The organism is Kitasatospora sp. NPDC023118 (genome assembly GCF_055560875.1).
Window position 1 is genome coordinate 1 of record NZ_JBVHHW010000034.1, and the last position, 18,998, is coordinate 18,998.

Here is an 18,998-nt window from a genome sequence, read left to right on the forward strand (position 1 = left end):
CGCTGTTGAGTTCTCAAGGAACGGACGCTTCCTTCGGACCGCCTTCCAGCAGGCCCTCCGGGCGCTTCGTTCTTTCGTGTTTCCAGCTTATCAGATGTTTTCCGCTCCGTTTTCCGGAGTTTCATTCATCCGACTTGGCTTTCGCCTTTCGGCGCTCCCGAACTCTACCAGAGTTTCTCGGTCCGTTTTCCCGGCCGTTCTCGAATTCAGATTCGAGGACTTCCTTGGGGCTCGTCCCGTGGGGCAACCCGGAGAACATTACGCACCGGGTCGCCCCACGTCAAACCAGCCTCAGCGGGTCGGAGGAGGCTCAGACCTCGACGACGACCGGCAGGATCATCGGCCGGCGGCGGTAGTTGTCCGCGACCCACTTGCCGATGGTCCGGCGGACCAGCTGCTGCACCTGGCGGGGCTCCAGCACGCCGTCGCTGGCCGAGCGGTCCAGGGCCTCCTGAAGCTTGGAGACCACCGGCACGAAGGCGTTGTCCTCGATGCCGGAGCCGCGGGCCTGGATGGTCGGACCGCCGATGATCTTGCCGTTGGTCGAGTCGACCGCGACGAAGACCGAGATGAAGCCCTCCTCGCCGAGGATCTTGCGGTCCTTGAGCGAGGCCTCGGTGATGTCGCCGACCGAGGCACCGTCCACGTAGACGTAGCCGGCCTGCACCTTGCCGACGATCCGGGCGACCCCCTTCTCCAGGTCGACGCAGACTCCGTCCTCGGCGATGACCACGCGGTTGCGCGGCACACCGGTGGCGATGCCCAGCTCGGCGGCGGCCCGCAGGTGGCGCCACTCACCGTGGACCGGCATCAGGTTGCGCGGCTTGCAGATGTTGAAGAAGTAGAGCAGCTCGCCGGCCGAGGCGTGGCCGGAGACGTGCACCTTGGCGTTGCCCTTGTGCACGACCTTGGCGCCCCAGCGGGTCAGGCCGTTGATCACGCGGTACACGGCGTTCTCGTTGCCCGGGATGAGCGAGGACGCCAGGACGACGGTGTCGCCCTCGACGATGCGGATCTGGTGGTCGCGGTTGGCCATCCGGGAGAGCGCCGCCATGGGCTCGCCCTGTGAGCCGGTGCAGATGAGCACGACCTCCTTCTCCGGGAGGTCGTCCAGCTGCTTGACGTCCACGATCAGGTTGCCGGGGACCTTCAGGTAGCCGAGGTCGCGGGCGATGCCCATGTTGCGGACCATCGAGCGGCCGACGAAGGCGACCTTGCGACCGTACTCGTGGGCGGCGTCCAGCACCTGCTGGATGCGGTGCACGTGGCTGGCGAAGGAGGCGACGATGATGCGCCGATCGGCGTTCGCGAAAACGTTCCGCAGCGCCGCCGAGATGTCACGCTCGTGCGGGATGAAGCCGGGGACCTCGGCGTTGGTGGAGTCCACCAGCAGCAGGTCCAGGCCCTCCTCCGCCAGCTTGGCGAAGGTCGGCAGGTCGGTGAGGCGGCCGTCCAGCGGCAGCTGGTCCATCTTGAAGTCGCCGGTGGCCACGACCATGCCGGCGGGGGTGCGGACGGCCACGGCGAGGGCGTCCGGAATGGAGTGGTTGACCGCGATGAACTCGCAGTCGAAGGGGCCGATGCGCTCGCGCTCGCCCTCCTTGACCTCCAGCACGTACGGCCGGATGCGGTGCTCGGCGAGCTTGGCCTCGATCAGCGCCAGGGTCAGCTTCGAACCGATCAGCGGGATGTCCGGGTTCTCCCGGAGGAGGAAGGGGACGGCGCCGATGTGGTCCTCGTGCCCGTGGGTGAGGACGATGCCGTCGACCTTGTCGAGGCGGTCCCGGATGTAGCTGAAGTCCGGGAGGATCAGGTCGACGCCGGGCTGCTCGTCCTCGGGGAAGAGGACGCCGCAGTCGACGATCAGGATGCGGTCCCCGTATTCGAAGACCGTCATGTTGCGGCCGATCTCGCCGAGGCCGCCGAGCGGAGTGATGCGGAGGGCGCCCTCCTTCAGGGCCGGGGGCGCGCCGAGTTCGGGGTGCGGGTGGCTCAAAAGACTCTCCTCACGACGCACGCCATATGCCCGGGGTCCTCCCCCTGGAGACATATGGCGTGCGTACTCAGTGTCGTTTTCCTACTGGGTCGGTGCTCTCGCGCCTTCGGTCCGGTCCAGCGGCGGTCCCGTGAGGGTCCGGCGAGCCGGGGCGCGCACGTCTGTGTCTGCTACAGGTGTACCCCGCCGGCGGCGAGATCCTGCTTCAATCGGTCGATCTCCTCGGGCGTCGCGCCGACCAGCGGCAGCCGCAGCGGGCCGGCCGGCAGGCCCTGGAGCCCCAGCGCGGCCTTGGCGAGGATCACGCCCTGGGTGCGGAACATACCCGTGAACACGGGCAGCAGGCCCTGGTGGATCGCGGTGGCCTTCGCCACATCACCCGCCAGGTAGGCCTCGATCATCGTCCTCAGCTCACCGGCCACCACGTGCCCGACGACGCTGACCACGCCGACGGCTCCGACCGACAGCAGCGGCAGGTTGAGGATGTCGTCGCCGGAGTACCAGGCGAGGTCGGAGCGGGCGATCGCCCAGGCCGCGGCGCCGAGGTCGCCCTTGGCGTCCTTGTTGGCGACGATCCGCGGGTGCTCGCCGAGCCGGACCAGCGTCTCGTGGCTCAGCGCGACCCCGCTGCGGCCCGGGATGTCGTACGCCATGACCGGCAGGCTCGTGGCGTCGGCGACCTGCGTGAAGTGCCGGTACAGGCCCTCCTGCGGGGGCTTGTTGTAGTACGGCGTGACCACCAGCAGGCCGTGCGCCCCGGCGGCCTCGCCCTGGCGGGCCAGCTCGACGCTGTGGTGCGTGTCGTTGGTGCCGACGCCGGCCACCACGTGCGCCCGGTCCCCGACCGCCTCCACCACGGCGCGGACGAGCTGGGCCTTCTCGGCGTCGCTGGTGGTCGGGGACTCACCGGTGGTGCCGTTGACGACGAGGCCGTCGTTCCCGGAGTCGACGAGGTGCGTGGCGAGGCGCTGGGCGCCGTCGAGGTCGAGTCCGCCGTCGGCGGTGAACGGGGTGACCATCGCGGTCAGCACCCGGCCGAACGGCGTCTGGGGGGTGGAGGTCGGAGCCATGGGTCCAAAACTACTCGTAGGCGGTGGGACGGTACCCATGCCGGTCCAGGGTTCGGACAGGTGTAGCAGGTCAGGGGCAGGAAATGGGATCCCGGTGCTGCCCGCTCGGGGGTTCAGACAGCACCGGAATCCGTGGTCACGAATCTAGGGAGCGGCTAGAAAAGCCGCAATCCAGACATGCCACGCACTCTGCCCGTATGCCTGTCGTCCCAGGTCAGGGGGCGACTCGACCGTGCTTCTCGAAGGCCGCATGGGTGAGCGGCATGAGCTGGGCCCACTGCTGCTCCATCTGCTCGGCGACCATCTCGATCTCGCGCTGCGGGAACGACGGCACCGCCGAGTTCTCCCGCCTGGTGCGCAGCGAGAGGAAGTGCATCAGCGAGCGCGAGTTGCAGGTCGCGTACATCGAGGAGAACAGGCCGACCGGCAGCACCGCGCGGGCCACCTCCCGGGCCACGCCCGCCGCCAGCATCTCCTGGTAGCGCGCGTAGGACTCGCGGTACGCGGCCTCCATCGCCTCGGTCGTGGTCCTGTGCTGCTCCGGGGTGCCCTCGGTGAACTCGTACTTGCCGGGGCGGCCCTGCTGGACCAGCATCCGGTCCTCGCCGGGGACGTAGAAGACCGGCTGCAGCTCGCGGTAGCGGCCGGACTCCTCGTTGTACGACCAGCCGCTGCGGTGGCGGTGGAACTCGCGGAACACGAAGATCGGCGCGCTGATGAAGAAGGTCATCGAGTTGTGCTCGAAGGGCGTGCCGTGCCGGTCCCGCATCAGGAAGTTGATCAGGCCCTTGGACTTCTCCGGGTCCTGCTGGAGCGCCTCCAGGGACTGCTCGCCCGCGGTCGAGACCCGGGCCGCCCAGATGACGTCCGAGTCGGCGGCGGCGCTGCGGACCAGCTCCACCGTCACGTCGCTGCGGAAGCTGGGGGCCGTCGGTTCGTCGCTCACGCGTTGCTCCTTGCGGGTTCGGTGCTGTGCAGCTCGATGGCGTGCTGCATGGTCTTACGGGCGCGCGGGGTGTCGCCGGCGTCGGCGTACGCCACGGCGAGGCGGAACCAGACCCGCCAGTCGCCGGGCGCGGCCTCCGCCTCGGCCTGGCGGCGGGCGAACACCGCGTCGGCCGAGGCCCGGTCGATCCGCCCGCCGGTGGTGCGCTTCAGCTCGTCCACCGGCAGGCCGCCCTCGGCCTCCAGTTCGTGGGCGAGCTGCTCGCTGGCCCGGCCGAAGCGGACGGTCTGGCGCAGGAACCAGACGCCGATCGCCGGGATGACGAAAGCACAGAGGCCGATGCCGATGCCGAGCGGCTTTCCGGTGGCGATCAGCTGGACGCCCTCCCCCACGCAGAGCAGGGCGACCACCAGCAGCACGCCGGACAGGACGAAGAAACCGGTACGAGAGGTCATGTCACTCTCCCAGGAATGAGCACGGTCACAGGTCCAGGAAGTGTTCGAGGCCGAAGGTCAGCCCCGGCGTCCCGACGACCTTGCGCACGCCCAGCAGGATGCCCGGCATGAAACTGCTGTGGTGCAGCGAGTCGTGCCGGATGGTGAGCGTCTCGCCGGTGTCGCCGAACATCACCTGCTGGTGGGCGAGCAGGCCGCGCAGCCGTACGGCGTGCACCGGCACCCCGTCCACGTCGGCACCGCGGGCGCCGGGCAGGCTGTGGGTGGTCGGGTCCTGCTGCCGGGGGCGGCCGGCCTCGGCGCGGGCGGCCGCGATCAGCTGGGCGGTGCGGGTGGCGGTGCCGCTGGGGGCGTCGGCCTTGCGGTCGTGGTGCAGCTCGACCACCTCGACCGACTCGAAGTACCGGGCGGCGATCTGGGAGAACTTCATGCCGAGGATCGCGCCGATGGAGAAGTTCGGCGCGATCAGCAGACCGAGCTCCGGGGCCTGGTCGAGCCAGCCGCGGACGGTGGCGAGCCGCTCGTCCGTCCAGCCGGTGGTGCCGGTGACCACGTGGATGCCGTGGTGCAGGCAGTAGTCGAGGTTGCCCATCGCCGAGTCCGGGTGGGTCAGCTCGACGACGACCTGGGCCCCGGCCCCGGTCAGCTCCTCCAGCTTGGAATCGCGGCCGAGGGTGGCCACCAGCTCCAGGTCCGGCGCGGCCTCGACGGCCTTGACCGCCTCGGAGCCGATCCGGCCCTTGGCGCCGATCACGGCGACACGCAGCGTCATAGCGAAAGTCCTCTCACCAGCAAACTCAGACCGGACAACCTCAGACCGGGCAATCTCAGACCAGCAGATCGGCGAGCTTGGCGGCCCGCTTGTCGTTGACCGGGCCGATCAGCGCCAGCGACGGCCGGTACGCGCCCAGCACATCACGGGCCACCGCGTGGACGTCGTCCAGGGTCACGGCCGCGATCCGCTCGAGCATGTCGTCCACCGACAGGTGGTGCCCGTAGCTGAGCTCGGCCTTGCCGATCCGGTTCATCAGCGACCCGGTGTCCTCCATGCCGAGCACGGTGGAGCCGGAGATCTGGCCGATCGCGCGGTGCAGCTCCTCCTCGGTGATGCCCTCGGCGACCACCTTGGCCAGCTCGGCGCGGCAGATCCGCAGCACCTCCTCGACCCGCTTGGGCTGGCAGCCGGCGTAGATGCCGAACAGGCCGCTGTCCGCGTACGAGGAGGAGTACGAGTAGACCGAGTACGCCAGCCCGCGCTTCTCCCGGACCTCCTGGAACAGCCGGGAGCTCATCCCGCCGCCCAGGGCCGCGTTGAGCACGCCCATCGCCCAGCGGCGCTCGTCGTGCCGGGGCACCCCGGGCACGCCCAGCACCAGGTGGGCCTGCTCGGTGGAGCGGTTGAGCACCTCGACCCGGCCGGCCGTGCGCAGTGCCTTGACGCCGCGGCGGGCCTCGGCGGGGGCGGCGGTGGAGCGGGCCAGCACCGGGGCGAAGGCCTGCTCGACCTGCTTGACCACCTTGCGGTGGTCCAGGTTGCCGGCCGCGGCGACGACCAGGTGCTCCGGGCGGTAGCGGCGGTGGTAGAAGCCGGCGACCTGGTCCCGGGTGAGCGCCTTGATGGTCTCCTGGGTGCCGAGGATCGGGCGGCCGAGCGGGCCGCTGCCGTAGATCACCTTGGCGAACAGGTCGTGGACCACGTCACCCGGGTCGTCCTCGGCCATCGCCATCTCTTCCAGGATGACGCCGCGCTCGGCCTCCACGTCCTCGGTGCGGATCAGCGAGCCGGTGAGCATGTCGCAGACCACGTCGATGGCCAGCGGCAGGTCGGTGTCCAGGACCCTGGCGTAGTAGCAGGTGTTCTCCTTCGCGGTGAAGGCGTTCATCTCGCCGCCGACCGCGTCCAGGGCGGCCGAGATGTCCAGCGCGCTGCGCCGCTCGGTGCCCTTGAAGAGCAGGTGCTCCAGGTAGTGGGTGGCGCCGTTGAGCTGCGGGGTCTCGTCCCGCGAGCCGACGCCGACCCAGATGCCGAAGGTCGCGGAGCGCACCGTCGGCAGGGTCTCGGTGACGACCCGCAGGCCGCCGGGCAGCACGGTGCGGCGCACCGTGCCGGCGCCGTCGACGCCCTTGAGCAGGGTCCGGGTGGTGCCGGGTCGCTGCTTTACCGCCGGGGCCTGGGCCACGGGGGGTACCTCCAGACAAAACGCACGTGGAAAAGGCACGTACGGACGAACGCGTGGACAACAGGGTGCGGCCCGCACGCCGCGAGGCGTACGGGCCGCAAGGGGTCAGCTAGCGGCGCTTCACTCGGAAGCGGCCTCGCCGCCCTCCTCGCCCTCGACGACCGGGATCAGGGAGAGCTTGCCGCGCGGGTCGATCTCGGCGATCTCGACCTGCACCTTGGCGCCGACGCCGAGGACGTCCTCGACGTTCTCCACGCGCTTGCCGCCGGCCAGCTTGCGGATCTGCGAGATGTGCAGCAGGCCGTCCTTGCCCGGCATGAGCGAGACGAACGCGCCGAACGTCGTGGTCTTGACCACGGTGCCCAGGTAGCGCTCGCCGACCTCCGGCATGGTCGGGTTGGCGATCTGGTTGATCGTGGTGCGGGCGGCCTCGGCGGCCGGGCCGTCGGCGGCACCGATGTAGATGGTGCCGTCGTCCTCGATCGTGATCTCGGCGCCGGTGTCCTCCTGGATCTGGTTGATCATCTTGCCCTTGGGGCCGATGACCTCACCGATCTTGTCCACCGGGATCTTGATGGTGATGATGCGCGGCGCGTTCGGGGACATCTCGTCCGGGGAGTCGATGGCCTCGTTCATCACGTCGAGGATGTGCATGCGGGCGTCGCGGGCCTGCTTCAGCGCGGCGGCCAGCACCGAGGCCGGGATGCCGTTGAGCTTGGTGTCCAGCTGCAGCGCGGTGATGAAGTTGCGGGTACCGGCGACCTTGAAGTCCATGTCGCCGTACGCGTCCTCGGCACCCAGGATGTCGGTCAGCGCGACGTAGTGGGTCTCACCGTCGATCTCCTGGGAGATCAGGCCCATGGCGATGCCGGCGACGGCGGCCTTCAGCGGCACACCGGCGTTCAGCAGCGACATGGTCGAGGCGCAGACCGAGCCCATCGAGGTGGAGCCGTTGGAGCCGAGCGCCTCGGAGACCTGGCGGATGGCGTACGGGAACTCCTCGCGGGTGGGCAGCACCGGCAGGATGGCCCGCTCGGCCAGGGCGCCGTGGCCGATCTCGCGGCGCTTCGGCGAGCCCACGCGGCCGGTCTCGCCGACCGAGTACGGCGGGAAGTTGTAGTTGTGCATGTAGCGGCGACGCGTCTCCGGGGAGAGCGTGTCCAGCTGCTGCTCCATGCGCAGCATGTTCAGCGTGGTGACACCCAGGATCTGGGTCTCGCCGCGCTCGAACAGGGCCGAGCCGTGGACGCGCGGGATGGCCTCGACCTCGGCGGCCAGGGTGCGGATGTCGGTGACGCCGCGGCCGTCGATGCGGATCTTGTCCGTGATGACGCGCTCGCGGACGATCTTCTTGGTCAGCGCGTTGTAGGCGGCGCTGATCTCCTTCTCGCGCCCCTCGAACTCGGGGAGCAGCTTCTCGGCCGCAACCGCCTTGACGCGGTCCAGCTCGTTGTTGCGCTCCTGCTTGCCCGGGATGGTGAGGGCCTGGGCCAGCTCGTCCTTGACGGCGGCGGTCAGCGCGGCGAGGACGTCGTCCTGGTAGTCCAGGAAGACCGGGAACTCGGCGGTCGGCTTGGCGGCCTGGGCGGCCAGCTGCGACTGCGCGGCGCACAGCACCTTGATGAACGGCTTGGCCGCCTCGAGACCGGCGGCCACGACCTCCTCGGTCGGCGCCTCGGCGCCGCCCTCGACCAGCTTGATGGTCTTGTCGGTGGCCTCGGCCTCGACCATCATGATCGCGACGTCGCCGTCCGGCAGGACGCGACCGGCGACGACCATGTCGAAGACGGCCGACTCCAGCTCGCTGTGGGTCGGGAAGGCGACCCACTGGCCCTTGATCAGCGCGACGCGCACGCCGCCGATCGGGCCGGAGAACGGCAGGCCCGCCAGCTGGGTGGAGGCGGAGGCGGCGTTGATGGCGACCACGTCGTACAGGTGGTCGGGGTTGAGCGCCATCACGGTGCAGACGACCTGGACCTCGTTGCGCAGGCCCTTGACGAAGGACGGGCGCAGCGGGCGGTCGATCAGGCGGCAGGTGAGGATCGCATCCTCGGAGGGCCGGCCCTCGCGACGGAAGAACGAGCCGGGGATGCGGCCGGCGGCGTACATCCGCTCCTCGACGTCCACGGTCAGCGGGAAGAAGTCGAAGTGCTCCTTCGGCTGCTTGGACGCGCTGGTGGCCGACAGCACCATGGTGTCGTCGTCCAGGTAGGCCACGGCGGAGCCGGCGGCCTGACGGGCCAGACGGCCGGTCTCGAAGCGGATGGTACGGGTGCCGAAGGAACCGTTGTCGATCACGGCCTCGGCGTAGAACACGTTCTCTTCCACCTGGAAGATCTCCTCTTTCGTACGTCTCCGGGAGAGCGCCCCCGCGCACTGCCTTGCGTTTGGCCCTGGGGCCCTCCCGCCAGGGAGGGCGGCAGTCGGGCCGGTCTTCGATCGAAGCCTCCGGCGTGCCCCGCTCGGCTGCGGGGGTTCCGGGGGCCACTACCGAGGACCGGCGCCTCACGGCTGCCGGGCCGGGACGGGCGGTTCGCGTCTGGACGCTCTCTCGGATGCGGGCGGCTTCCGTTTGAAGCCTTCGTCCCGCGGGGGTTTCGGGTCTTTCTGCCTGGGTGGCGCGCTGGTGCGCCATCACCCGGCATGCCCACAACCCTACGGTGCAATCCTCGGCCACCTGGGGAGGTGCGCGCGAGTTGTTATGTCCGGGTGCCGCGGTTCAACCACCGCGGCATACGCGCGAGGGGCGGCTCCCCGGTGTGGGGAGCCGCCCCGAGCGGCGTTCTCAGCGGGCGCCGCCGGCGGCACCGCGGCGGATGCCCAGGCGGTCGACGAGCGTACGGAAACGCTCGATGTCCTTCTTGGCCAGGTACTGCAGCAGGCGACGGCGCTGGCCGACCAGGATCAGCAGGCCACGACGCGAGTGGTGGTCGTGCTTGTGGGACTTGAGGTGCTCGGTCAGGTCCGCGATGCGACGGGACAGCATGGCCACCTGGACCTCGGGGGAGCCGGTGTCGCCCTCCTTGGTGCCGAACTCGGCCATGATCTGCTTCTTGACGTCAGAGGCGAGAGCCACTGCAACTCCTTCAAGGTCTTACCGAGCGGTCCTGGTCGACAACACAGGACTCTGCGAGAACTCGGTGTCGTGTCGGAGCGCGGCCGGCCCCCTCCGGATTTGTCGCTGGGCGACCCACCGGGGGCGGACACACGGCTGCGCTCGGAGGCCAAGCTTACCAGTGCCGCCCACCCGGCTGGCCAGCGGGCCTCACGAGGGGTAGCGGAGCGCTTCCCGAGAAGGGTGGCGACGGGCGACCGGGTCAGCCGGTGGCCCCGCGGACCAGCCGGTAGATGTTCAGGACGGCGAGCGCCAGCGGCACCAGGGACATCAGGGTGAGGCTGTCGACCAGGTCCAGGATGCGCCCCCAGAACGGGGAGACGCCGAGCCTGGGCACCACCAGGGCGATCGCGGTGAGCAGCGCGGCGCCGAAGGCGATGGAGGCGGCCAGCCAGATGGTGCGCAGGTCGAGCTCGGTGGTGGAGCCGACCGCGCGCAGGAAGAACTGGGGGGTGTGCAGGGACAGCCCGACGATCAGCAGGCACAGGCCCAGCAGGCCGGCGACGGTGAGGCTGAGGACCTGCGCGGTGTAGCGGAACAGCCGGGCGCGCAGCATGGTGGCGATGCCCAGGGCCAGCGCGAGCAGCTCGGGGAAGGTCCGGTCGGTGAAGGCGAGGACCGCGCAGGCGCCGACCACCACCGCGGCGCAGCCGCCGACCAGGCCGACCAGCACCTCGTGGCCGCGGCGCGCCTGGTGGGCGATCTTCTCGTACTGGACGGCCTCGGCGCGCTCGGCCTCCTCGTCGTAGTCGCGGCTGCGGGTGCGGGTCTGGCCGGGGGCGCTGAAGCCGACCGGCAGCCGGGCGAAGCGGGCGGAGAGGCTGGGCAGGAAGCCGACCGCGGCCACGGCGGCGACGCCGGTGACGGCGGCGATGTTCCCGGCCGGGGTGCCGGGCATCAGCACGGCGGTGAAGGTGGCGAGCGAGCCTGCGGTGGCGACGAAGGCGGCGGCGACGAACACCGCGTCCTTCTCGGGCAGCAGTCCGGCCAGCAGCACGGCGACCACCAGGACGGCGACGCAGCCGGTCAGGAACTGGAGCCGGCCGGGGCCGTCCCACTTGTGGGCGACGGCGAGGATGCCGCTGCCGCCGATCATGGCGTGCGGCAGGGCGCCGAGGCCGAGCGCGAGGGCGGAGTGGGCGTCCTGGTAGACCCGGGCGCGCACCCCGGCGAGCGCGGTGAGCACGACGGCGGTGACGCCGGCCAGGATGCCGGGCAGGCCGTGCATGTCGTGGCGCAGGTCGGAGAACCAGAGAGCGAAGCCGAGCAGGGTGAGCAGCACCCCGGCGCCGATCAGGCCGAAGCCGCGCATCAGGTCGACGGTCCAGAACCGGCGGTCGGCCTCGACGGCGCCGGCGATGGCGTCGGCGACGTCGTCGTAGACGGCCGGCGGGAGGGACTCGGCGAAGGGGCGCAACGCGAGCAGGTCGCCGTCGCGGACCTGCTGGGCGGACAGCGGCAGGCTGCTGTCGAGCACCGTGCCGTCGCGGCGGACCAGGTGGAAGCCGGTGGGGGCGCCCTCGGGCTGGCTCTGCTTGGCCAGCCGCAGCACCTCGGGGTAGACGTCCGCGAGCGGGACGTCCTCGGGCAGGGCGACGTCGATCTTGCGATCGGGGGCGACGACGGTCACCCGGCAGTAACCGGTGGCAGCCGCGGAAGTCATGGCTGCACCTCGATCCTTCGACGCACTGGCGCTCCCCCTTGTTGACGGTGCCGCGGCACGGCTGCGCGCGGTGTGGCTGTGGAACCGGCCCGGCCGGGCCGCGAGTTGGCGCGGCGTTACCCTACCCGTTCGGTTCGCGCCCGGCGCCGGTGCGGGGCGGCGGGCGGTGCGGGGGCGGCCGGGGCCGGAACACGCCGCTATGTAGGATCGGCGCCTGCGCAAGGTAGTACGGGGGCTGCGCTGTGTGGGGCGTCCTCAGCCACAACCGTCCCGTACGGGCCGTACGCAGTCGCGTGAGGGCTGATGCCGAAGTGATCGATCGACGCCGCGGGGTGGATGACACATGGGTGTGATCACGGTCAAGCGACCGGCCAGGGCGTACCCGCCGACCGTGCCGGACGAGCCGGTGGAGCTGGTGACTCCGCCCGAGCTGCCCCGGCAGGGCGGCGAGGACTGGCTGATGAGCATCCTGCCGATGCTCGGCATGGGCGGCTCGGCGGTGTTCTTCTTCTCGCCCGGTGCGGCCGCCCCGATGAAGATCATGGGCGGTCTGATGATCGCCTCGACGGTCGGCATGGTGCTGGCCCAGATCGTGCGGGCCCGCAAGGGCGGTTCGACCGCGATGGCGGACGAGCGGCGCGACTACCTCAAGTACCTGCAGCAGACGCGCCGCCAGGTGCGCCGCACCGCGGAGAGCCAGCGCGGCGCGCTGCTGTTCCTGAACCCGGCGCCGGACCAGCTGTGGTCGATCGTCGAGGACGGCCGGCGGCTGTGGGAGCGGCGGACCTCGGACGGGGACTTCGCGCAGATCCGGGTGGGCCTCGGGCCGGTGCAGCTGTCCACCCCGCTGGTGGCGCCGCAGACCGCGCCGATGGACGAGCTGGAGCCGCTCTCGGCGGCCGCGATGCACTCCTTCCTGAAGGCGCACGGCACCCTGCTGGACCTGCCGCTGGCGGTGTCGCTGCGGGCCTTCTACCACATCACGGTGTGCGGGGATCCGGACTCGGTGTACGGCAACGTGCGCGCGATGATCGCCCAGTTGACCACCCTGCACTCGCCGGACGACCTGCTGGTGGCGGTCGCGGTGGCGCCCGGCGCGGCCGAGGAGTGGGGCTGGACCAAGTGGCTCCCGCACAACCAGCACCGCAAGGAGGCCGACGGCGCGGGCTCGCGCCGGCTGTTCGCCACCGACCTGGGCGACCTGGAGTACCTGCTGCAGGACGAGCTGGCCGGCCGCCAGCGCTTCGTCCGGGACGCCGCGCCCGCGGCGGACCAGCCGCACATCGTGGTGGTCATGGACGGCGCCGGGGTGCCGCACGACTCGCTGCTGGCCGGTGCCGAGGGCGTCCAGGGGGTGACCGTCATCGAGGTCGTCCCGGGCGAGGTGGACGAGCCCAGCGGGCACCTGATGGTGACGGTCAACTCCGAGGAGCTGGTGCTGCGTTCGGCCTCCGGCGCGACCTACACCGGCAAGCCGGACCTGCTCTCGGTGTGGCAGTCCGAGGCGCTGGCGCGGCAGTTGGCGCCGTACCGGATCTCGGCCGGCGGCGACGACGAACCGCTGCTGTCCAACCTGGACTTCACCGACATGATGAACTCGGGCGACCCGGGCTCCTTCGACGTGAGCCGCAGCTGGCGCTCCCGCCCCCAGCACGAGCGGCTGCGGGTGCCGATCGGCGTCGGCGCCAACGGCGAGCACGTCTACCTGGACATCAAGGAAGCCGCGCTGGAGGGCATGGGTCCGCACGGCCTGTGCGTCGGCGCGACCGGTTCCGGCAAGTCGGAGCTGCTGCGCACCCTGGTGCTGGCACTGGCGATGACCCACTCCTCGGAGACGCTCAACTTCGTGCTCGCCGACTTCAAGGGCGGCGCGACCTTCTCCGGCATGGCGGACATGCCGCACACCTCCGCGGTGATCACCAACCTGGAGGGCGAGCTCACCCTGGTCGACCGCATGCGCGACGCGATCGAGGGCGAGCTGCAGCGCCGCCAGGAGCTGCTGCACCGCTCCGGCAACTACGCCAATATCCACGAGTACGAGCGGGCCCGGGCGGCCGGCGCGGCGCTGGACCCGCTGCCCTCGCTGGTGCTGATCATCGACGAGTTCTCCGAACTCCTCACCGCCAAGCCGGACTTCATCGAGATGTTCATCCAGATCGGCCGCATCGGCCGATCCCTGGGGGTGCACCTGCTGCTGGCCTCGCAGCGCCTGGAGGAGGGCAAGCTGCGCGGCCTGGACACCTACCTCTCGTACCGGATCGGTCTGCGCACCTTCTCGGCGGCCGAGTCGCGGGCGGCGATCGGGGTGCCGGACGCGTACCACCTGCCGCCGGTGCCGGGTGTCGGCTACCTGAAGTTCGGCGAGGACGTGATGGACCGGTTCAAGGCCGCGTACGTCTCGGGGCCGTACCGGGCGCCGGGGCAGCAGCGGTCGACCGGCGGACGCCGGGTGAACGCCCGCCCGGTGGAGTTCACCGCGGCCTACGTGGAGCTGCCGGACCCGGTGGAGGAGGAGGCTCCGCAGGCACCGGAGCAGGACGACGCGCTGGTGGACACCGTGCTGGACGTGTTCGTCCAGCGGATGTCCGGCCAGGGCCCGGCCGCGCACCAGGTGTGGCTGCCGCCACTGGACGAGGCGCCGAGCATCGACCACCTGCTGCCGCCGCTGCAGGTCGTCCCGGAGCGCGGGCTGACCGCGCCGGGATACCCGGGCGGCCGGCTGCGGACGCCGATCGGCGTCGTGGACAAGCCGCGCGAGCAGAAGACCGACATCCTGGAGGTCGACTACGCGGGGGCGGCCGGCCACGGTCTGGTCGTGGGCGGCCCGCGCTCGGGCAAGTCGACCGTGGTGCGCACCGCGGTGGCCTCCTTCGGCGTCACCCACACCCCGCGCGAGGTGCAGTTCTACCTGCTGGACTTCGGCGCGGGCAGCTTCCAGTCGCTGACCGGGCTGCCGCACGTCGGCGGGGTGGCCGGGCGTCTGGACGTGGACAAGGTGCGCCGGATGGTCTCCGAGGTGCACGGGGTGATGAACCGGCGCGAGGAGCTGTTCCGGAGCACCGGGATCGACACCATCGGGACCTACCGGGCCCGGCGGGCGGCCGGTCAGCTGCCGGACGAGGCCTTCGGCGACGTCTTCCTGGTGATCGACGGCTGGAACACCTTCAAGCAGGAGTTCGAGGCGCTGGAGCCGGTGATCGGCGACATCGCCCAGCGCGGCCTCGGCTACGGCGTCCACCTGATCATCACCGCGACCCGCTACGCGGAGGTCCGCCCGGCGCTGAAGGACCTGCTGCAGAACCGCATCGAGCTGAAGCTCGGTGACGCGATGGAGTCCGAGGTGGACCGCCGGGTGGCACAGAACGTCCCGCCGCTGGCCGGTCGCGGCGTCACCGCGGATCGGCTGCACTTCCTGTCCGGCCTGCCGCGCCTGGACGGCTCCTCCTCGGTGGAGGACCTGCAGGACGGCGTGGCCGGCCTGGTCAGCGCGGTCGACGGGGCCTGGACCGGCCCGCGCGCCCCGCAGGTGCGCATGCTGCCGGCCGTGCTGGACGGGAACTCGCTGCCGATGGGCTCCGAGCACCCGGAGCGCGGCATCTCCTTCGGCGTGGACGAGGCCGAGCTGGCGCCGGTGTTCGTCAACTTCGAGACCGACCCGCTGTTCATCGTCTTCGGCGACACCGAGTCGGGGAAGTCGGCGATGCTGCGCATGCTGATCAAGCAGATCACCGAGCGCTACACGCCGGAGCAGGCGGGCATCGTGGTCGGCGACTACCGGCGCGCGCTGCTGGGCACCGTGCCGCCGGAGTACCTGGTGGAGTACGCGGCGGCGCAGCCGGCCATGTCGGCGATCGTCGACATGCTGCGCGGGGCATGCGCCCGCCGCCTGCCCGGTCCGGACGTGACCGCCGAGCAGCTGCGCAACCGCAGCTGGTACAGCGGCAAGGACATGTTCGTGATCGTCGACGACTACGAGCTGGTCGCGACCAGCTCGGGCAACCCGCTGGCCCCGCTGGCCGAGTTCCTGCCGTTCGCCCGGGACATCGGCCTGCGGGTGATCGTGGCCCGCAGCGCGGGCGGCGCCGGGCGGTCGCTGTACGAGCCGGTGATCCAGCGGATGCGCGAGCTGGGCGGGCAGGGCGTGATCCTCTCCGGCAACCGGGACGAGGGCGCGCTGCTGGGCACCGTCAAGCCGCAGGCGCTGCCGCCGGGCCGAGGCGTCTACGTGTCACGCCGCGCGACCAACGGACAGATGGTCCAGACGGGCTGGCTGCCGGTGGCGTGACCGCGCCGCCGGCCACGGACGGTGATCGAAGGGGTCGGACTCCCGGGAGTCCGACCCCTTCGCCGTCCCAGGTGCTGAAACGTTACCTAGATCTTTCCGGGACGGGGCTGCGGTTCCCGTACCCGGCCCGGAAGTTGCGCCGCCGTTTGGAGGCGCCTGGGCGTAGTGCCGTACAGCCGGATCGCTACCTTCGAATGATGCCCTGCAATACGAAGTTCACCTTCGATTCATCCTCGATGCGGTCGAGGTAACAAGTCGGACAAACCGCGCGATGACCGTACGTGATCATCAGATCGCATGTTTATGCCCTTCACCGCAACGGATTCCGAAGCAGTTCCGGCGTTGACGCAATCAATACGGCCAAGGTTCCATTGCGGCCCGGGAGCGACCGGAACAGACCCGAGCAACCAGCCAGCGGAGGCGATACCGCTCCCATTCCAAGGACCGCTCAGAGCCGATCGGAAGCCACATGACCGACACGCTTCGCCCGCCACAGACCGTAGCCGCCACGGCGGACGGGGCAGCCGCGCCCCAGCAGCTCAAGCGCTCGATCGGCGTCGTGGGCGGCACACTGCTCACGCTGTCCTGCGTCACCCCGGCCTCGACGCTCTTCGTGATCGTGCCGGAGCTGTTCTCCAGCATCGGCAGCGCCACCGCCATGGCCATCGCCATCGGCTCGGTGCTCTGCATCGCGGTCGCGTTCTGCTACTCCGAGCTCGGCACCCTGATCCCCAGCGCCGGCGGCGAGTACGCGATGGTCGGCACCCTGGCCGGGCGGCTGGCGGGCTGGCTGGTCTTCATCCAGTCGCTCATCGTGGTGATGATCGTCCCGTCGGTCATCGCCCTCGGCACCGCCGACTACCTGGCGCCCGTCCTCCACGTCGACAAGCCGATCGCCGGCGCCGCGGTGATGCTGGCCGCCACCCTGGCCGGTCTGCTCGACCTGCGGGCCAACGCCTGGATCACCGGCATCTTCCTGGTCCTGGAGGTCGTCGCCGCCGGTGTCGTCTCCGTCCTCGGCTTCGCCCACAGCAACCCCGACCACCCCAGCCTGCTGCACGGCGTGGTCGCCGGGGACGGCGGCGCCGTCAGCCCGGTCGGCATCGGCGCCATCATCGGCGCGCTCGGCATCGCCCTCTTCGTCACCCAGGGCTTCTCCACCGCCGTCTACCTGTCCGAGGAACTGGAGAACCCGCGCCGCACCGTCTCGCGCACCGTGCTGTGGACGCTCGGCCTCTCCAGTGCCATCATCCTGATCCCGGTCGCCGCCATCACCGTGGGCGCCCCCGACCTGCAGACCCTGGCCTCCGGGGACATCTCCGGCATGGTCGCCACCTGGAGCAACTCCGCGGTCGGCACCTTCATCAGCCTGTGCATCGCGCTGGCCATCATCAACGCCGGCATCGTGATGGTCATCCAGAACTCCCGGGTGCTGTTCGCCTCCGCCCGCGACAAGGCCTGGCCCGAGCCGGTCAACAAGGCCTTCGGCACCCTCGGCCGCTTCGGCTCCCCGTGGATCGCCACCCTGGCGGTCGGCATCCCCGGCGCCGCGCTCTGCTTCGTCAAGGGCGAGCTGCTCAGCAACATCACCGGCGTCGCCGTCACCGCGATGTACCTGCTGGTCGCGATCGCCTCGCTGCTCTCCCGGCGCGGCCACCACAAGCACGCCTCCGCCTGGCGGATGCCGCTGTGGCCGGTCGTCCCGGCGCTGCTGATCGTCGTGCTCGTCTACATCATGACCCAGCTGGACGCCGAGCCCCTGCTGTGGACCGGCGGCATCACCGCCGCCGCCACCCTCTACTGGCTGTTCTACCTGCGCCCCCGACAGGCCACCCGCTGGGTGATCAGCCTCCCCGAGGACCAGCAGGGCTGACCTCCCGCTCCCCCACACCCCTCCCCCACACGGCAGTGCCCCGGGCTCCCCCAAGCCCGGGGCACTGCCACGTTCACGCCGCTACTTCTTCAGCTTCCAGACCGGGGCGGCGGCGATCGCCTGCATCTGGTCGTTGCTCAGCACCGGGGTCTTGCGGGTCGCCGGGGTCTGCTGGGTGCCGCTGTTGAACGAGCTGATCACCACCCGCAGGCCGTCCGGGTGCAGGGTGTCGACGGTCCACATGCCCGTGCCCGGTTTGTCGCTCCCCTTGCGGACCACCACCTTGGTGCCGTCCGGCAGCGCCTGGGCGTTGCCGAACAGCCCCTCCCCGGTCTTGTCGTCGTGGCTCCAGTCCTGCACGTTGAGCTGCACCATGGACTTGCCCTTGCCGTCGTCGAGCACGAAGTTGGCGTAGCCGAAGCCGTCGCCGCCGGTCTCCGTCTCGGTCAGCCCGTTCGGCAGCAGCTTGGCGACGTTCTGCAGGATCTCCTGCGCGCTGTACTCCTTGGAGGTGTCGCGGACCGGAGCCTGCTCCGGCTCCGGGATCGCGGCGATCACCCCGTCCCAGGACTTGTCGGTGACGATCGCCCTGAGCTGCTCCGGCGACAGCGGCGGGGTCGGCCGGCTGTCCGGCGAGCCCTTCTCGGCCGCCGAGTTCCACTCGGACAGCTGGATCTGGCGGCCGTCCTGGCCGATCAGCCTGGCGTTCCACCACTTGGTGGTGGCTCGCTTGTCCGGGTACTCGTAGCCCTGGAAGACGGTCACCGAGCCGCCGCCCGGCAGGCTGGTGGTGGTGCAGGCGTCGTACGGGACCAGCTTCTTGTCCGGGCAGGCGTTCCGCGCCGCATTGGGGTCGTTCGACGCCACGCGGCTGAACGAGATGCCCATCGCGGCCTTGCCCTTGCCGTCGTCGAACACCAGGGTGGCGCCGGCACCGCCGGGCTTGCCGGGCGTCGCCCCGGTGCCGGTGCCCTGGCCGGCGGTGACCTGGCCCTTGGGCAGCAGGGCCTGGAAGGCGGCCAGCACCTCGTCGCCGCTGACCGCCTTGGGGGTGGGCGTGCCGGCCGAGGCCGGGGTCAGGGCCGCGCTCGCGCTCACACTCCCGGAGGCGGCCCCGGTGGCGGCGGCCACCGTGCCCGAGCCGGAGGAGGCGGCGGAGGTGGACCCGGTCAGGTACACCGCACCGGTGCCGATCAAGGCCAGCGCGGCGGCGCCGCCCACCACCGCGGCGGTCGAGCGCCGGCGCCAGCGGCGGCGGCCGCGCTGGTACCCGCCCGCGACCAGACCGGCCTGATCGGCCTGCTCCGGGCGAAAACCCTCACCCGTACGGGTGAGGGCGTAGAGAAGATCGTCCTCGAACTTGTTCGGTTCGGACATGGCTGATCACCGTCTCCTTGCGTCACGAATGGTCGGTG

The 18,998-nt window shown here is 70.8% G+C and carries 12 protein-coding genes; 2 read left to right on the top strand and 10 right to left on the bottom strand.

What is annotated here, in order from left to right; genetic code table 11:
* Nucleotides 1-310 precede the first annotated feature (310 nt).
* The 9 genes from ACZ3UD_RS31710 to eccD all read right to left on the bottom strand — a co-directional run bounded on the left by ACZ3UD_RS31710 (nt 311) and on the right by eccD (nt 11,425).
* Complete coding sequence (locus tag ACZ3UD_RS31710; protein WP_465595435.1) at nt 311-1,996, bottom strand: ribonuclease J; 1,686 nt, start codon at nt 1,994-1,996, stop codon at nt 311-313.
* Between the two features lie 170 nt (nt 1,997-2,166).
* On the bottom strand, nt 2,167-3,066 hold the full coding sequence (gene dapA, locus ACZ3UD_RS31715; protein ID WP_465595438.1) for a 4-hydroxy-tetrahydrodipicolinate synthase: 900 nt from the start codon (nt 3,064-3,066) through the stop codon (nt 2,167-2,169).
* Between the two features lie 214 nt (nt 3,067-3,280).
* Entirely contained in the window at nt 3,281-4,012 is a 732-nt protein-coding gene (gene thyX, locus ACZ3UD_RS31720) for an FAD-dependent thymidylate synthase (RefSeq protein ID WP_465595441.1), read from the bottom strand.
* The gene (locus tag ACZ3UD_RS31725) at nt 4,009-4,467 is read right to left on the bottom strand and encodes a hypothetical protein (RefSeq protein WP_465595444.1); all 459 of its coding nucleotides are present in this window, start codon (nt 4,465-4,467) and stop codon (nt 4,009-4,011) included. The genes thyX and ACZ3UD_RS31725 overlap by 4 nt, the downstream gene beginning before the upstream one ends.
* Nucleotides 4,468-4,492: 25 nt before the next feature.
* Complete coding sequence (gene dapB / locus ACZ3UD_RS31730; RefSeq protein WP_465595448.1) at nt 4,493-5,239, bottom strand: 4-hydroxy-tetrahydrodipicolinate reductase; 747 nt, start codon at nt 5,237-5,239, stop codon at nt 4,493-4,495.
* Nucleotides 5,240-5,294: 55 nt separating this feature from the next.
* Entirely contained in the window at nt 5,295-6,647 is a 1,353-nt protein-coding gene (locus ACZ3UD_RS31735; protein ID WP_380614693.1) for a M16 family metallopeptidase, read from the bottom strand.
* A 120-nt stretch (nt 6,648-6,767) separates the two neighbouring features.
* Nucleotides 6,768-8,975, bottom strand: coding sequence for a polyribonucleotide nucleotidyltransferase (locus tag ACZ3UD_RS31740; protein ID WP_465595452.1), 2,208 nt, complete (start codon nt 8,973-8,975; stop codon nt 6,768-6,770).
* 457 nt (nt 8,976-9,432) lie between these two features.
* Nucleotides 9,433-9,723 (bottom strand): 30S ribosomal protein S15, encoded by a 291-nt coding sequence (rpsO, locus tag ACZ3UD_RS31745; protein ID WP_465595455.1) that lies wholly within the window; start codon nt 9,721-9,723, stop codon nt 9,433-9,435.
* A gap of 241 nt (nt 9,724-9,964) precedes the next feature.
* Nucleotides 9,965-11,425, bottom strand: coding sequence for a type VII secretion integral membrane protein EccD (eccD, locus tag ACZ3UD_RS31750; protein WP_465595458.1), 1,461 nt, complete (start codon nt 11,423-11,425; stop codon nt 9,965-9,967).
* A 343-nt stretch (nt 11,426-11,768) separates the two neighbouring features.
* Here eccD and eccCa point away from each other — a divergent pair, with 343 nt between their 5' ends.
* On the top strand, nt 11,769-15,710 hold the full coding sequence (gene eccCa, locus ACZ3UD_RS31755; RefSeq protein WP_465595461.1) for a type VII secretion protein EccCa: 3,942 nt from the start codon (nt 11,769-11,771) through the stop codon (nt 15,708-15,710).
* A gap of 469 nt (nt 15,711-16,179) precedes the next feature.
* Nucleotides 16,180-17,583: an APC family permease gene (locus ACZ3UD_RS31760; RefSeq protein ID WP_465595464.1), complete on the top strand. Its 1,404-nt coding sequence runs from the start codon at nt 16,180-16,182 to the stop codon at nt 17,581-17,583.
* An 81-nt stretch (nt 17,584-17,664) separates the two neighbouring features.
* On the opposite strand, the gene ACZ3UD_RS31765 is transcribed toward ACZ3UD_RS31760, so the two are convergent.
* Nucleotides 17,665-18,960: a hypothetical protein gene (locus tag ACZ3UD_RS31765; RefSeq protein WP_465595467.1), complete on the bottom strand. Its 1,296-nt coding sequence runs from the start codon at nt 18,958-18,960 to the stop codon at nt 17,665-17,667.
* Nucleotides 18,961-18,998: the final 38 nt, after the last annotated feature.

Bases quoted from the DNA above. Each gene is read 5' to 3' on its own strand.
- dapA (WP_465595438.1), bottom strand. From the start codon at position 3,066: ATGGCTCCGACCTCCACCCCCCAGACGCCGTTCGGCCGGGTGCTGACC.
- ACZ3UD_RS31725 (WP_465595444.1), bottom strand. From the start codon at position 4,467: ATGACCTCTCGTACCGGTTTCTTCGTCCTGTCCGGCGTGCTGCTGGTG.
- dapB (WP_465595448.1), bottom strand. From the start codon at position 5,239: ATGACGCTGCGTGTCGCCGTGATCGGCGCCAAGGGCCGGATCGGCTCC.
- eccD (WP_465595458.1), bottom strand. From the start codon at position 11,425: ATGACTTCCGCGGCTGCCACCGGTTACTGCCGGGTGACCGTCGTCGCC.
- eccCa (WP_465595461.1), top strand. From the start codon at position 11,769: ATGGGTGTGATCACGGTCAAGCGACCGGCCAGGGCGTACCCGCCGACC.
- ACZ3UD_RS31760 (WP_465595464.1), top strand. From the start codon at position 16,180: ATGACCGACACGCTTCGCCCGCCACAGACCGTAGCCGCCACGGCGGAC.
- ACZ3UD_RS31765 (WP_465595467.1), bottom strand. From the start codon at position 18,960: ATGTCCGAACCGAACAAGTTCGAGGACGATCTTCTCTACGCCCTCACC.